Source organism: Flavobacterium channae (assembly GCF_021172165.1).
In the GTDB taxonomy this organism is placed as follows: domain Bacteria; phylum Bacteroidota; class Bacteroidia; order Flavobacteriales; family Flavobacteriaceae; genus Flavobacterium; species Flavobacterium channae.
Map to the genome: position 1 here is coordinate 1,761,516 of NZ_CP089096.1, position 15,684 is coordinate 1,777,199.

The 15,684-nt window shown below is 31.7% G+C and carries 11 protein-coding genes; 5 read left to right on the forward strand and 6 right to left on the reverse strand.

All coding sequences use genetic code 11. The features are described 5' to 3' along the window. Nucleotides 1-9 precede the first annotated feature (9 nt). The 4 genes from LOS89_RS08155 to LOS89_RS08170 are packed head-to-tail and all read right to left on the reverse strand — an operon-like array spanning nt 10 to nt 3,584. On the reverse strand, nt 10-450 hold the full coding sequence (locus LOS89_RS08155; protein WP_231834786.1) for an acyl-CoA thioesterase: 441 nt from the start codon (nt 448-450) through the stop codon (nt 10-12). 13 nt (nt 451-463) lie between these two features. Beyond that, nucleotides 464-2,281 carry a chloride channel protein gene (locus LOS89_RS08160; protein ID WP_231834787.1) on the reverse strand — a complete coding sequence of 606 codons (1,818 nt, stop codon included), beginning with the start codon at nt 2,279-2,281 and terminating at the stop codon, nt 464-466. A gap of 54 nt (nt 2,282-2,335) precedes the next feature. Then, nucleotides 2,336-3,001: a DNA alkylation repair protein gene (locus LOS89_RS08165; protein WP_231834788.1), complete on the reverse strand. Its 666-nt coding sequence runs from the start codon at nt 2,999-3,001 to the stop codon at nt 2,336-2,338. Next, nucleotides 2,988-3,584, reverse strand: a complete 597-nt coding sequence (locus LOS89_RS08170; RefSeq protein ID WP_231834789.1) for an acyl carrier protein phosphodiesterase — start codon at nt 3,582-3,584, stop codon at nt 2,988-2,990. The genes LOS89_RS08165 and LOS89_RS08170 overlap by 14 nt, the downstream gene beginning before the upstream one ends. Before the next feature lie 135 nt (nt 3,585-3,719). Here LOS89_RS08170 and glmM point away from each other — a divergent pair, with 135 nt between their 5' ends. Next, on the forward strand, nt 3,720-5,108 hold the full coding sequence (glmM, locus tag LOS89_RS08175; RefSeq protein ID WP_231834790.1) for a phosphoglucosamine mutase: 1,389 nt from the start codon (nt 3,720-3,722) through the stop codon (nt 5,106-5,108). 42 nt (nt 5,109-5,150) lie between these two features. Here glmM and LOS89_RS08180 read toward each other — a convergent pair whose 3' ends face one another. Together LOS89_RS08180 and LOS89_RS08185 are read right to left on the reverse strand one after the other, a co-directional pair. After that, nucleotides 5,151-5,585, reverse strand: a complete 435-nt coding sequence (locus LOS89_RS08180; RefSeq protein WP_231834791.1) for a hypothetical protein — start codon at nt 5,583-5,585, stop codon at nt 5,151-5,153. A 109-nt stretch (nt 5,586-5,694) separates the two neighbouring features. Then, on the reverse strand, nt 5,695-7,698 hold the full coding sequence (locus tag LOS89_RS08185) for an endonuclease (RefSeq protein WP_231834792.1): 2,004 nt from the start codon (nt 7,696-7,698) through the stop codon (nt 5,695-5,697). A gap of 245 nt (nt 7,699-7,943) precedes the next feature. On the opposite strand from LOS89_RS08185, the gene LOS89_RS08190 reads away from it, so the two are divergent. The 4 genes from LOS89_RS08190 (at nt 7,944) to LOS89_RS08205 (ending at nt 15,615) form a co-directional block, all read left to right on the forward strand. Continuing rightward, nucleotides 7,944-10,694: a gluzincin family metallopeptidase gene (locus LOS89_RS08190; RefSeq protein WP_231834793.1), complete on the forward strand. Its 2,751-nt coding sequence runs from the start codon at nt 7,944-7,946 to the stop codon at nt 10,692-10,694. A 183-nt stretch (nt 10,695-10,877) separates the two neighbouring features. Continuing rightward, nucleotides 10,878-13,280, forward strand: coding sequence for an alpha-ketoacid dehydrogenase subunit alpha/beta (locus tag LOS89_RS08195; protein ID WP_231834794.1), 2,403 nt, complete (start codon nt 10,878-10,880; stop codon nt 13,278-13,280). Between the two features lie 206 nt (nt 13,281-13,486). Then, a complete protein-coding gene (locus tag LOS89_RS08200; protein WP_231834795.1) occupies nt 13,487-14,887 on the forward strand; it encodes an anthranilate synthase component I family protein in 1,401 nt (466 codons plus the stop codon). Between the two features lie 164 nt (nt 14,888-15,051). Beyond that, on the forward strand, nt 15,052-15,615 hold the full coding sequence (locus LOS89_RS08205) for an anthranilate synthase component II (RefSeq protein WP_231834796.1): 564 nt from the start codon (nt 15,052-15,054) through the stop codon (nt 15,613-15,615). The last annotated feature ends 69 nt before the right edge of the window (nt 15,616-15,684 follow it).

Genomic DNA, 15,684 nt, shown 5'->3' on the forward strand with positions numbered 1-15,684 from the left:
AAAATTGATTTACAAAGCAGGTTCGTATTTCGTAATCGCTTCGCGCATCCAATCTGGAATTTCAATAGATTTCCCTACTGTTGTGTCAATTAAAACCTGAACACTTTTTCCTTTAGCATGTATAACTTCGTTATTTTCTTTATCGAAACTGGTAATTAGATATTCTATTTCAAAACTCTTGGCACCTAACGAAGCCGTTCTAATTTTGATACTTGGTTTATTTGCCAACAATTTTAATTCTTTAAAATAATCGCATTCAATGTGCGCAATTACAAACATGTGTTTTGTCCAATCCCATTTTGGACAAGCAGTTGGCATATAATAACCGCGTCCAACTTGAAAATATTCAAAATAGTACACATTATTTACGTGATTTAATGGGTCTAAATCATTCCAACGAATGTTTAAAGGCATTGAAAATTTGAAATCTTGAAGATGTATAGTAGACATAATTTCTATTAATTTATTCGATAATCATCGATTTTAATCGCATTCTGTATTTTTCTAAAACCAACTGTTTGTGGATAAATCCAAGGAAAATTCCATCTTTTAAAACTGGTAATACTTTACAACCCGAAGTATCGAATTTTTCCATGATGGTTTCTAAGGTTTCGTCGTAAAAGATAATTTCCTTTGGATATTGCATCACCTCATCGGTAGACGTATATTTTATTTTAAAAGACGAAAATACAATAGGTCGGATTTCATCTAACAAAATAATTCCTAATAATTTATTGTTTTCATCCAAAACAGGGAAAATATCGGCATCAGACTGTTGGATTTTCTCAACAAGTTCTTCTAAATTCTTACTTATCGAAACGGCTTTAAAATCGGTTTGAATCAGTTTTGCAACATCAATAGAATTCAAAATATTGGTATCGCGATTGTCTGTAAAAACTTCTCCTTTATCCGCTAAATTTTTAATATCGAACGAATACGGTTCAAATCGTTTTGAAATAGCAAAACTAACCGATGACACAATCATTAAAGGTACCATCAGATTATAACCTCCGGTAATCTCAGCAATAAGGAAAATTGCCGTTAATGGCGCATGAAACAATCCACTAAGAATTCCAGCCATTCCAACTAAGGTAAAATTCCCAACTGATAATTTTGCTAATCCGGTTAAATTAATAAAATACGAAACGCAAAAACCTAAGTAAGAACCCACAAATAATGACGGAGCAAAGTTACCACCGTTTCCTCCTGCTCCAAGCGTTAAACTTGTTGCATAAACCTTAATCAACATCGTTGCTCCGACAAAAAACAACAAAACCCAAGAATTGTTTTCAAAACGTTCAAAAACAGTATTTTGAACTAATTGAACTGCGTTGTTATCGGCAAGGATTTTAATACTTTCATATCCCTCACCAAATAACGATGGAAACAAGAAAATTAGAACTCCTAAAATACTTGCTCCGAACAAAGCTTTATTGATAACATTGAATTTTAAACCTGCAAAATAATGTTCTATTTTACGAAATGTTCGTGCATAATTTATGGATACAAAACCGCTTAAAATTCCCAATAAAATATAATAGACTAAATTATGATAATCGAAAAATTGCACCTTCTTAAACGAAAACAAAATGTCTTCATTTAATACAATTGTTGAAATTAATGCTCCAGTAGCAGCACTAATCATGATAGGAATAAAAGCTGTAATACTGATTTCGGCTAATATTACTTCGATGGCAAATAATACTCCAGCAATTGGCGCGTTAAAGGCTGCAGCAATACCAGCGGCTACACCACAAGCTAAAAGTAAGGTTCTGTCTTTATAACTTAAACGGTAATTTTGAGCATAATTAGAACCAAATGCTGCTCCGGTAATGGTAATTGGTGATTCAAGTCCGGCACTACCTCCCATACCTACAGTAAAGGAACTTGTGATGATTTGGGCAAACATTTGCTTGCGAGGCATAATTCCTCTTTTTTTAGCAACAGCATACATGATTTGGGCTGTTCCTTTTTCGATAGAACCATCCAATACTTTTTTTACAATTATAACCGTAATAATAATTCCGATTATAGGAAGTGTACTGTTACTAAAAGGCAAATGCAAAAAATCATCTAATTTTTGAGACGATTTAAAAACCCAGTGTGCAAACGTTTTTAATATAATTACGGCTAATGCAGAAGAAATCCCAACTAATACACAAGAAGCATAGATAAATTGCCTTGGTGTTAAAAGCGATTTTAAAAGAAAAATAAACCGTTCTAAACGTCTGAAGGTTCTATGTAAAAACGTTTTTATTGAAAAAGATTTATTTCTAGGCATTGTTTTAAAGTATTTTACGAAGGTAAATCTTTTAGAGCAAAAAATAAAACAATTTTATAGTAAACGTAAGGCTTCCCTTCTACTTAATGGTTTTAAATTGGTCGAATTTACGTATTCTTTTACACCATTTGGATTGAATCTGCTATAATCGCGTAAAGCCCAACCAATTGCTTTTTGAATAAAAAATTCCTTAGATTCTTTGTGCTTTTCACATTCCGATTTTAACAATTCAAAATCAGTTTTTTCTTTATAACTCAATTGAAACAAAATAGCACTTCGATTCAACCACATATTATCCGAATTTGAAAAACGCTCTACCACTTTTAAAATTTCAGATGGAAACTGCGCTAAATAACCTCCAAGCAAATATTTTGCAATAACATCAACGGAATCCCACCAAGAATTGGTAACAATCAATTGCTCAATGAAAGTAATATCTTGTAAAACGTAATTCTTTTTCCATTCTTTTACCAATAAATCTATAGCACATTGATGAAATTCGCGTTCTTTCATCTGGAACAATTCCCAAGCAATGTTTCTAAAATCAACTTTTATTTCGGCTTTATTTTGCTCATAATTTGATTTAAAAATTGCTCTTCTAGCGTCTGTTTTAATTCCTAAATAAGTAAAATTATTTTTCATGTAATTTTCCATCGGAATTGCCTGTTCAGCATTAGCGTTTTTTCGTAATTCTATTTCTAAATCGTTACAAAATTTCATTTAAATCATTTAATTTAAGTTCGCACGAAAGCATTAATTCATCGAAAAAAAGAAAGAATTCCGACTCAAAGTCTTCATAAAACTCTTGGATTTCAGTTATTGCCTCTTGCATGTGTACACGATGTTTGGTTCTGTAATCCATTTGGAATAAAATCATTTCTAATCCTGCAATAGTAGCATAGCTTACCAACCAATTTCGACCAATCATATAAGGCAACATCCCTTTTACTCTATCGGTTAAAATATCATAGTGTTTTTGAGCCAATTTATAAAAATCATCTGCATACAATTCTAGCGGAATATCTGAATATCGTTTCCAGTTTTTAGCTAAAAAATGATCATAAGCAATGTCCATAATTACTCCAGAATAATGACCGTATTTTTCATGCAAACGGTGTTTACTTTTACGATAAATAGGATGCGAATCGGTAAAACTATCTATATGACGATGCAGTAAAACGCCTTTTTGAATGTCGTTTGGATATTCTAAGTACTGAGTACCTCGTATACTATCTGCCATGAAATTGCCAATTTTGACAAAATCATCATCACCAGATAAATAAATATGCGCGAGAAAATTCATTAAGTTGTACTAGATGTTTCCGTAAATATATAAAAATCTTTACAAGTTTTATAGAATAGCAAAGTTGAACTTTTTATATTTGTATTAGGTTAAAACAAATTTTTAACCATTCAACATCTAAATTTTTAAATAGAAATGACATTAATAAAATCGATATCTGGAATTAGAGGAACCATTGGCGGAAAAGTTGGAGATAACTTAACTCCAGTTGACGCTGTAAAATTTGCCTCCGCATATGGAACCTTTTTAAAACAAAATAGTTCTAAAGAAAAATTAAAAGTGGTTATTGGTCGTGATGCTCGTATTTCGGGACCGATGATTCACAATCTAGTAGTGAACACTTTAATTGGATTAGGAATTGACGTAATTGATTTGGATTTATCAACTACTCCAACAGTTGAAATTGCTGTTCCTTTAGAAAAAGCAGATGGTGGTATTATTTTAACAGCATCGCACAATCCAAAACAATGGAACGCGCTTAAGTTATTAAATGAAAAAGGTGAATTTTTAAATGGTGCTGATGGTGCTAAAATTTTAGAAATCGCCGAATCAGAAGCCTTTGACTTTGCTGATGTTGATTCATTAGGAGAAGTTACCGAGAACAACGCTTATATGGATATTCATATTGATGAAGTTTTAGAATTACCTTTAGTGGATGCTGATTTAGTAAAAACTAAAAAATTTAAAGTTGTAGTAGATGGTGTAAATTCATCTGGTGGTGTAATTATTCCAAATTTACTAGAACAAATGGGTGTTGAAGTTGTAAAATTGTATTGTGAACCAAACGGACACTTTCCTCATAACCCAGAACCTTTAAAAGAACACTTAGGTGATATTTGCAAACTAGTTGTTGAAGAAAAAGCTGATTTTGGAATTGTAGTTGACCCAGATGTTGATCGTTTGGCTTTTATATCAAATGACGGAGAAATGTTTGGTGAAGAATATACTTTGGTTGCAATTGCAGATTATGTTTTGAGCAAAACACCAGGAAATACTGTTTCTAATATGTCATCTTCAAGAGCATTACGCGATATAACTGAAAAACATGGTGGATCATATCAAGCAAGTGCCGTAGGTGAAGTAAATGTTGTGGAATTGATGAAGAAAACCAATGCTATTATTGGTGGTGAAGGAAACGGAGGAATTATTTATCCTGAATCGCACTACGGAAGAGATAGTATGGTGGGTGTTGCTTTATTTTTAACGTATTTGGCAAATCAAGACAAAACAGTTGCTGAAATTAGAGCTGGTTATCCTCAATATTTTATGAGTAAAAATAAAATTGAATTAACGCCTCAAATTGATGTAGACAATGTTTTAGCTACGCTAACTAATAAATACAAATCGGAAAACATATCAACTATTGATGGTGTTAAAATTGATTTTCCTACAGAATGGGTACATTTAAGAAAATCAAATACAGAGCCAATTATCAGAATATATACTGAAGCTCCAACACAATCTGAAGCCGATGTATTAGCTGAACGTTTTGTTAGTGAACTGAAAGTAATAGCAGGAATTTAATAAAAAAAGCCAGGATGTTTATCCTGGCTTTTTTTATTAAATTTATTTACCATGGCCTTTTCCGTGACCTTTGGCTTTTCCATTATTACCATGATTTTTTGCTTTTTGGTAATATTTAGATTTGTGCTTTTTAGCTTTATATTTTGTTTTATGCGAATAGTTGTAACGTTGCGGACTATCGCCATAAAAATCCAATTCTATTTGTGTACTTCTTCCAAGATTAATACCTACAAATACTGAAGGTACTTTTACACTTACAGCCCATTTACCATTATTAAAATAAATATAAACACCTTTTTGAATGTCATAGTACATATTTTGGTCAGGAAAGTAAATATGTCTTGTTTTAGCTCTATATCCGTGTGCTGGAGCCCATGGTGGTGGACCTTGAGAAAAAACATCTGTTGGAACTACCAACATAAACACTAAAATTAATACTCCAAAAATCGTCGCAGTCTTATTCTGAATCGTTTTCATAATTTTTAATTTTAACAATTATAATCCTAAATTAAACAATAATGTTGCCAAACAAAATTTTTAAGTTAGTAATTTAACTTGTTTTAACATTTTTTAGGAAAAAAGCGCCCTATTTAACAATGATTTTTTTAGTAGTTGTTTCTAAACCATTAGTAACCTTTACTAAATAAATGCCGCTAGGAAGATCTAAGAAAATTCGAACATCGTTTTCAAATTCTTGATTTTGAACCAATTGACCCGTAACCGTATAAATTTCAGCTTTAGAAGTTCCATTTAATCCAGAAACCATTAAATAATCTGATGCAGGATTTGGATAAACAGCTACTTTATTAGCTATTGGAGTTTGAGAGGATAAAGTAGACGACCATGGTTGTCCAAAATTTGCTCCGTAAATATAACTTGCTAAACTAGGATGATCAATAAAAGGATTACGATTCATTTGCCAAGTGAAGATATAATTATTTCTATTCATCTCAAAATCGTCACGAGGATCAGCTGTATGCCAATTTAACAAAGTAGCTAAATCACCTATTTGGTATGATGGGTTTGTTCCATCACCGTTACAAGCACCATTACATTCACTTGGATCACCATTCTGAATACTCAAACTTTCAAATCGAACAGCCATATAAAATAAAGCTCTAGCTACATCACCTCTCCATGAACCTTGCGTTCCTGCTGGTCCAGAATAAACAGTTGAAGTAGTAACAGTTCCGTAATTTTTATTATTTCTTGACGAATTTTCCTGGCCATTTTCGGCTCTAATATGATGTGCATCTGAAACACCATCAGTAGTTGTAAGAGGTCCTGTAGAATTCCAAACATTTATTCCATCAGCAGTATCACCCTGAGCTACCTCAAAACCTCCTCTAGATTGACAAAAAATGTGTTCTCTATTCCATTTTCCAACAATACTACTTGAATTTTGCTGATCAAGTTTATCCATTGGAGTTTCAACATACATACACCAAACTTGGTTATTATTCAACGGATTTCTATCTGAAGTTCTTAAAATTTCCCATATATCGGCATAACTATGCAATCTTACAACAGCAGGATTTGCAATTATGTTTTGCAATTCTTGTTTTAATGCATTTCCTGACAAACCTTCTAATGAATCATAATAACCTACAGGTGTTGTTGGTGTAACGACATTATATGTAGGATTTAAAGGTGTCCCCCATGGATCTGTTGTAAAATTGGCATCGTAAACTCTATAAATTGTATTGTTATTATAAGCCACATACCCTACTGGTAATGACTGTAGAACAAATTTCATTTCTTCATCACCTTCATCTAAACCATCATCCGTTATAATTATTCCTGCTTGAGTTGTTGTTTGCCCTACTGGAATTGTCACTGTTAATCCACCAGAAAAATCTGCCATATTAAAATTACCATTATTCAGAGTAAAATTCATTATTAGTGTTTCATTTTGAACGGGCTGACTTGTTGTAAAAATAAAATTAAAACTATTCCCTTCAGATAAAACTGGTTGTGATGTAGTGACTGTTATATAATTTGGAACAATACCACTTCCATCATTATTCATTCCAGGAGTTGGAGCTTTTACTTCATATGTTCCATCATTCTTTCTTTGAATCGATTGAGAAGTAACCAAGCTATTTACATTTTCATTTATACAAACAGTCAGATTAAAAATACCCATTAAATTAGTGGGATTTAGTTGAGCATTTTGAGTTCTATAGGCAATTGCGTCAACAACATTATTATTGGTAGCTAAGGTATTTAAAGGAAAATCAGTATCACTTCCTAAATAAAGAGCTATAACATCAGGACCATTTTGAACTGTTGCGTTTGGAAAAATTTTCAAAGGTGCTGGAACAACTTGATTGTTACCTAAATGAAAAATACCATTAAAATCGGTTTCAAATCCATCTAAATCAATTGTATAATAACTTAGACTATTAGTTTCATTGAAAAAAACCAAAACATATCCATCTAATGGAAAATTAGGTGTTGCAGATTTCAGTTCTACAAACTCAAGCTGATCTGTTCCTGGTGTATCTGTGTCGATCTCATTTATAACAATTTGAGATTGTATTGTAATTCCAAAAAAAAGGAATAATAGGGTGAGTAATTTTGGGGGCATAAAAACTAATTTTATCAAAAGTACGAATATAAATGTAAGATTAACAACATTATAGTATATTCTAAATTAATTTTAAGCTAATATTAATGCAATTGTACGAGTATTTTTATATTTTGCATCTGATTAAGCAACTTTTTAGTTTATTTGTCATCTAACTTATAAAAGCCCTTTTTAATTTGAAGCTAGTTTTAAAAATAATAGTTTTTATTTTCCCTTTTCTGATTTATTCGCAGCACGCATCAAAAATGACTGTACGAATTAATACAGAGGAAAAAACGCTTTTGGTTAAACAAGTTCTTACATTTAACAACTCAACTAAAGATACAATTAAACACATTATTCTTAACGATTGGAACAATGCTTTTTCATCAAAATCTTCAGCTTTAGCAAAAAAATATTCTGATGAATTTGTTAGAACATTTCATTTGGCAAGTGAAAAAGAAAGAGGATTTACAGATATTAAAACAATCGTTGATGAAAATTCTCAAATTATTGAATGGAATAGACCTAATGGTAAAGTTGATTTAGTAAAACTTCAACTAAACAAACCTATATTACCATTTTCAAAAGACACATATACTTTAATTTACTTAGTCAAAATACCTGATGCGAAATTTACAAGATATGGCTACGAAAGTAATGGTAGAATTTTGCTTAAAAACTGGTTTTTAAATCCATCTCGATACGAACACAAACAGTTTGTTTTGCAGAGCAATGAAAATTTAGACGATATCCCAAATGCTTTTTCGGATTTCGAAATCGAATTTGAACTTCCTACAAATTACAGTCTATCAAGTAATCTTTCGGAAATAAGCACAACGGAACTAACTGATTCTAAAAAAATAGTATTAAACTCTAAAAATAAGAGCGACGTTGCAATTGTTGTTCAACCAACAAACACTTATCAAACTTACAAAAATGAAATTATTGAAGTAAGTTGTGGTTTAGAAGATAATAGAGTAAAAGACATTGATAAAGCCATTATTTTTGATAGAGTTAGTCGTTTTACTGCTTCAAAACTTGGGTTGCCTTTAGCTACTAAAATTTTAATTACTCAAGAAGATTATGCTCGTCAGCCTTTTTATGGTTTAAACCAACTTCCTAGTTTTTTAAGTCCTTTTTCAAACGAATTAATGTTTGAACTAAAATTTCTAAAAACCTATTTAAACAATTATTTAAAGGAGAATTTAAACTTAAATCAAAGAAAAGATTATTGGATTTATGATGGAATTCAAGTGTTCTTAATGATGCAATATGCCGACGAATATTTTCCAGATTTAAAAATGACTGGAAATGTTGCTAACTTAAAAATTTTAAAATCCTATCATTTTATCAATCTTGATTTTAATCAACAATATAATTATTTATACATGTTGATGGCAAGAAAAAATCTTGATCAACCATTAAATGAGCCAAAAAACAAACTGATAAAATTTAACGAGCAAATTGCAAGTAAATACAGAGCGGGATTGAGTTTTAAATATCTTGATAGTTATCTTGGAAACGAAATTGTTCACAATACAATTAAAGAATACATTCAAGAAAATCAATATTTAGGAACAAATTCGCGTCAATTTGAAACCGTTATGCTGAAGAATAGTCCAAAAGACATCAATTGGTTTTTTAGAACTGTAATAGAAACACGTGATTTAATTGATTATAAATTTGGAAAAGTAACCAAAACCGAAGATTCAATTACGGTAAACATTAAAAATAAAACACATACAAACGTTCCTATATCATTATACCAACTAAAAGACAATCAGGTGATTAATAAAATATGGATTACTAATATTAAAACCGATTCTACTTTTGTAATTCCAAGATTAGCCGCCGATAAATTAACCCTTAATTATTATAATGAAGTTCCAGAATATAATTTGAGAAACAATTGGAAATCATTGAAAGGTTTTTTCTTCAACAATCGTCCATTTAAATTTATCTTTTTCAAAGATTTAGAAGAACCATATTACAATCAAATATTTTATGTTCCTGAAGTAGAATTTAATATTTATGACGGAATTGCATTAGGAATGCGAATTAATAATAGATCGATACTTAATAAACCTTTTTCTTTAAGTGCTACTCCAATGTTTTCAAGTAATACTGGTAAAATAGTTGGTAAATTTTCCGCAATTGTCGATGATAATGTTAGAGAAAAGGGAAATTTATATAACATTAGATATATGTTAACAGGTCATCGTTTCCATTACACAACTGATGCTTTCTATACAAATCTAGTACCAAGTATTCAATTTAGATTTAGAGATGAAAATTTAAGAAAAAACAAAAACGAATTCATACAACTAAGACAAGTTTATGTTAATCGTGATAAATCAGAATTTACTATTGATTCTAATACTGAAAATTACAATGTTTTTAATCTTAAATATGGTAATTATCAATCAGAAGGAACCAAGCATTATTCTTTATTAAACGATTTACAAATTGCTAATTCATTTGGAAAAGTAGCAACTGAAATTCATTACAGAAAATTATTTAAAAACAATCGTCAAATAGGTTTTAGATTTTTTGCTGGAGCTTTTATGTATAATTCTACAAATTCTGATTTCTTTAGTTTTGGCTTAGACAGACCAAACGATTATATGTTTGATTATGATTTATTAGGAAGAAGTGAAACAACAGGAATTTACAGTCAACAATATGTTTATGCAGAAGGTGGTTTAAAATCAAAATTTGACACTCGATATGCAAATCAATGGATGACAACATTAAATGGGACATTAAACATTTGGAATTGGATTCAAATTTATGGAGATGTAGGTATGTTTAAAAACAAATACCATAGCGCTAAATTTGTTTATGATTCAGGACTTCACTTGAACCTTGTACCGGATTATTTTGAGCTTTTCTTACCAGTTTACTCTTCAAACGGATTTGAATTAAACTCAAATAATTATGGTGAAAAAGTACGTTTTGTAGTTACACTAACTCCTAAAACATTAATTTCACTTTTTACTAGAAAATGGTTTTAATAGATTTTTATCTATTTAATTAACAATTCATCAACAAAAAGTTATTTTTAAATGAATTCATTGCGTTTTTCAAATTAAAACTATTGATAATTTAATAATAATTAAAAAAATATCATGCCTCCTATTGTTTTATAAGTCGTTTTAATTAAATTTGTTGAATTATCAATTTCGTATACTCGGCTTATGAAAACAGCAACAACATCGGAAGTAGTTTCTTTTGAAGATTTCAAAAAAGAAGTGATTAACGATTATAAAATCGCCAGAATCAGTAGAGAATGTAGTCTTCTAGGAAGAAAAGAAGTTTTAACTGGTAAAGCTAAATTTGGAATTTTTGGTGATGGAAAAGAAGTGCCTCAATTAGCACTTGCTAAAGCTTTCCAAAACGGAGATTTTCGTTCTGGTTACTATCGTGATCAAACTTTCATGATGGCAATTGGCGCTATGAATATTGAGCAATTCTTTGCTGGATTGTATGGTCATACCGATATCAATTTTGATCCAATGAGTGCTGGTCGTCAAATGGGTGGTCACTTTGCTACGCATTCGTTAGACGAAAATGGTAACTGGAAAAACTTAACACAACAAAAAAATTCGAGTTCTGATATCTCTCCTACTGCTGGGCAAATGCCGCGTTTGTTAGGATTAGCTCAGGCTTCAAAAATATACAGAAATGTTTCAGGAATCAACCAAACCAACTTCTCTGAAAACGGAAACGAAGTGGCTTGGGGAACTATCGGAAATGCTTCTACTTCTGAAGGTTTATTCTTCGAAACCATCAATGCTGCTGGTGTTTTACAAGTACCAATGGTAATGAGCGTTTGGGACGACGAATACGGAATTTCAGTTCACGCACGTCATCAAACAACTAAAGAAAACATCTCAGAAATTTTAAAAGGTTTCCAACGTGATGAAGAAAATAACGGTTACGAAATCTTACGTGTTAAAGGTTGGGATTACCCAGCTTTAGTAGAAACCTATCAAAAAGCATCGCAAATTGCGCGTGAAGAACACGTTCCTGTTTTAGTGCACGTAAGCGAATTAACGCAACCGCAAGGTCACTCAACTTCTGGAAGTCACGAACGTTACAAAAATGCAGAACGTTTGGCTTGGGAAGCAGAATTCGACTGTGTAGCTAAAATGAAAACTTGGTTAATTGAAAACAATATCGCTACTTCTGAAGAATTAGATGAGATTGATAGCCAAGCTAAAAAAGACGTTTTAGAAGGTAAAAAAACAGCTTGGATAAACTTTACAGCTCCAATTAAAGCTGAGCAACAAGAGTTGGTTGGTTTGTTAAATACCATCGCTTCACAAAGTGAAAACAAAGTATTCATCGAGAAAATTGCTAACGATGTTGCGTCAATAAAAGAACCAATTCGTAAAGATATTTTAGTTGCAGCTCGTAAAGTTTTGCGTATGATTATCAAAGAAAATTCTCGTGCTACTTTAGCTACTTGGATTGAAAATTATACGGAGAAAATCCAACCAAAATTCAGTTCGCACTTATTTTCGCAATCGGATAAAACCGTTTTAAAATCAAAAGAAGTAGCTCCAACCTATGACGCAACTGCTGAAGACGTAGATGCTCGTTTGGTGTTAAGAGATAACTTTGATGCTATCTTTTCAAAATATCCTGAAACCTTAATTTTTGGTGAAGATTCAGGAAATATTGGTGATGTTAACCAAGGTTTGGAAGGAATGCAAGAAAAATATGGAGAATTACGTGTTGCCGATGTCGGAATTCGTGAAGCTACAATTTTAGGTCAAGGAATTGGAATGGCAATGAGAGGATTACGTCCAATTGCAGAAATTCAATATTTAGATTATTTGTTGTACGCTATCCAAATCATGAGTGACGATTTAGCGACATTACAATATAGAACTGCCGGTCGTCAAAAAGCACCATTAATTATCAGAACTCGTGGTCACCGTTTAGAAGGTGTTTGGCATTCAGGTTCACCAATGGGAATGATTATCAATGCAATCAGAGGAATTCACGTTTTAGTTCCAAGAAACATGACCAAAGCCGCTGGTTTTTATAACACTTTATTAGAAACAGACGAACCTGCATTGGTTGTAGAATGTTTGAACGGTTACCGTTTAAAAGAGAAAATGCCAACTAATTTAGGCGAATTCAAAACACCTATCGGAGTAGTTGAAACGATTAAAACTGGAACTGATATTACATTAGTTTCTTACGGTTCTACATTACGTTTGGTAGAACAAGCAGCAAATGAGTTAGAATCAGTTGGAATTAGTGCTGAAATCATCGATATTCAATCGCTTTTACCTTTCGATATCAATCACGATATTGTGAAATCGGTAGCAAAAACAAATCGTTTATTAGTAATTGATGAAGACGTTCCTGGTGGAGCAAGTGCTTATATTTTACAAGAAATTGTAGAAAATCAAAAAGCCTACCAACATTTAGATAGCGCACCTCAAACCCTAACATCAAAAGCACACAGACCTGCTTATGGAACCGATGGAGATTACTTCTCAAAGCCTTCAACAGAAGACATTTTTGAGAAAGTATATGCGATTATGAATGAGGCAAATCCAACAAAATATCCAAGTTTATATTAAAAAATTTGTTTATTCGAAAATTAATTAGAAATATTTGCAACATACAATTAAGAACATGATTTCAATTTTAAACAATACTTGGTGGTGGTCTAACTTACGTCAAACGTCGTGAGCGAAACCTGCTATAGTATAATTTAATACCAAATACATAGAAAAGGCTTGTCAATCACGACAAGCCTTTTTTTATTGTCAAAAATCACATAATTATGAAAAAATATAAATTACATACCAATTACAAACAAATTCTTGCCGACACCATTACGCCAGTGAGTGTTTACCTGAAAATTCGCGATAAATTTCCAAATAGTATTCTTTTGGAGAGTTCTGATTATCATGCAAATGACAACAGTTTTTCGTACATCTGTTTCAATCCGATTGCTTCCATAAAAGTTGAAAATCAAAAAATTGAAATGAATTATCCAGATGGATTTTCAGAAATAATTCCAATTGATGCTGATGTTAATGTTGTTAAAGAAATCGAAAACTTTTCAAATCAATTTGAAACAGAAAAGTCAGATTTTAAATTCATAACACAAGGATTATTCGGTTATTTAGCTTACGATGCCATTCAGTATTTTGAGAAAGTTTCGATTGCTAAAAAATCAACAGAAAACGAAATTCCAGAACTATTCTATGCTGTTTATCAAAATATCATCGCGATTAATCATTTCAAAAACGAAGCGTATTTATTTTGTCATAGTTTTGATAGAAGCAATAATATCGCTGAAATTGAACAATTATTACAATCGAAAAATTTTGCTTCCTTTTCATTTCAAAAATCAGGAAACGGAACTTCAAACTTAACCGATGATGAATTCAAAAACTACGTTTCGTTAGCCAAGAAACATTGTTTACGTGGTGATGTTTTCCAATTGGTGTTATCTAGAAGATTTTCACAAGGTTTTAAAGGTGATGAGTTCAATGTTTATAGAGCTTTAAGAAGCATCAATCCTTCACAGTATCTGTTTTATTTCGACTACGGAAATTTCAAAATATTCGGTTCATCACCTGAAGCACAATTAGTAATCAAAAACAATTATGCCGAAATTCATCCTATCGCAGGCACGTTCAAACGCACCGGAAACGACGAACAAGATGCCGAATTAGCCAAAAAATTAGGCGAAGATACCAAAGAAAACAGCGAACATGTCATGTTGGTCGATTTAGCAAGAAACGATTTAAGTCGAAGTTGCCACGAAGTAAAAGTAGAAAAATACAAAGAAGTCCAGTTTTTCTCTCACGTGATTCATTTGGTTTCAAAAGTATCGGGAAAATTAAAAGAAAATCATACTTTTATGGAATTAGTTGCGAAGACTTTCCCAGCAGGAACATTAACAGGAGCGCCAAAAGTAAAAGCCATACAATTGATTGAAAACATCGAAAAAACCAATCGAAGTTTCTACGGTGGCGCCATAGGAGTATTAGATTTTGAAGGTAATTTCAATCATGCTATTATGATTCGTTCTTTTTTGAGTAAAAATCATACCTTACATTTTCAAGCTGGAGCTGGAATTGTAGAAAGTTCCTCCGAAGAAAACGAAATGCAAGAAGTGTACAACAAGTTAGGCGCTTTACAAAAAGCTTTAGATTTAGCAGAAAACATATAAAAATTCAAGAACAAGTTCAAGAACAAAAATCAAGTGCAAATTGTCAAGTCGAGCGTAGTAAAGTCTTTTTTAGATTTATATAATTTCTTAAATCTGTGTTCCAAAAAAAAGAACTTGAATTTTGAACTTGAATTTGCCCTTGAAATTGAAAAAAAATTAAAGAAATGAAAATAGCAGTTATAGACAATTACGATAGTTTTACATACAATTTAGTCCACTATTTAGAGGATTTGAATGCGAATATAACCGTTTTTAGAAACGATGAATTTGAGTTAAATGAATTAGAAAAATTCGATAAAATTCTACTTTCGCCAGGTCCTGGAATTCCTGATGAAGCGGGTTTATTGAAAGAGGTTATCAAAAAATATGCTTCAAGCAAAAGTATTTTCGGAGTTTGCCTAGGTTTACAAGCTATCGGAGAAGTTTTTGGTGGTACTCTAACCAATTTAGATAAAGTCTATCACGGTGTTGCTACTAAAGTCAAAAAAACTAATGACGACTTTATTTTCAATGATTTACCAAATGAATTCGAAGTCGGACGTTACCATTCTTGGGTAGTTGCCAACGAAAACCTTCCTACCGATTTAATCGTTACTTCTACTGATGAAAACGGTCAAATCATGTCGATGAAACATGCACATTTTGATATTCGAGGCGTTCAATATCATCCAGAAAGTGTCTTAACGCCTTACGGAAAAAAAATCTTAGAAAATTGGCTTAGCCATTAATTAGCAACAACATACACGCTTAATTTCCTACTTCACTAATACAAAATCAATGAAGTACAGCCCAACTTA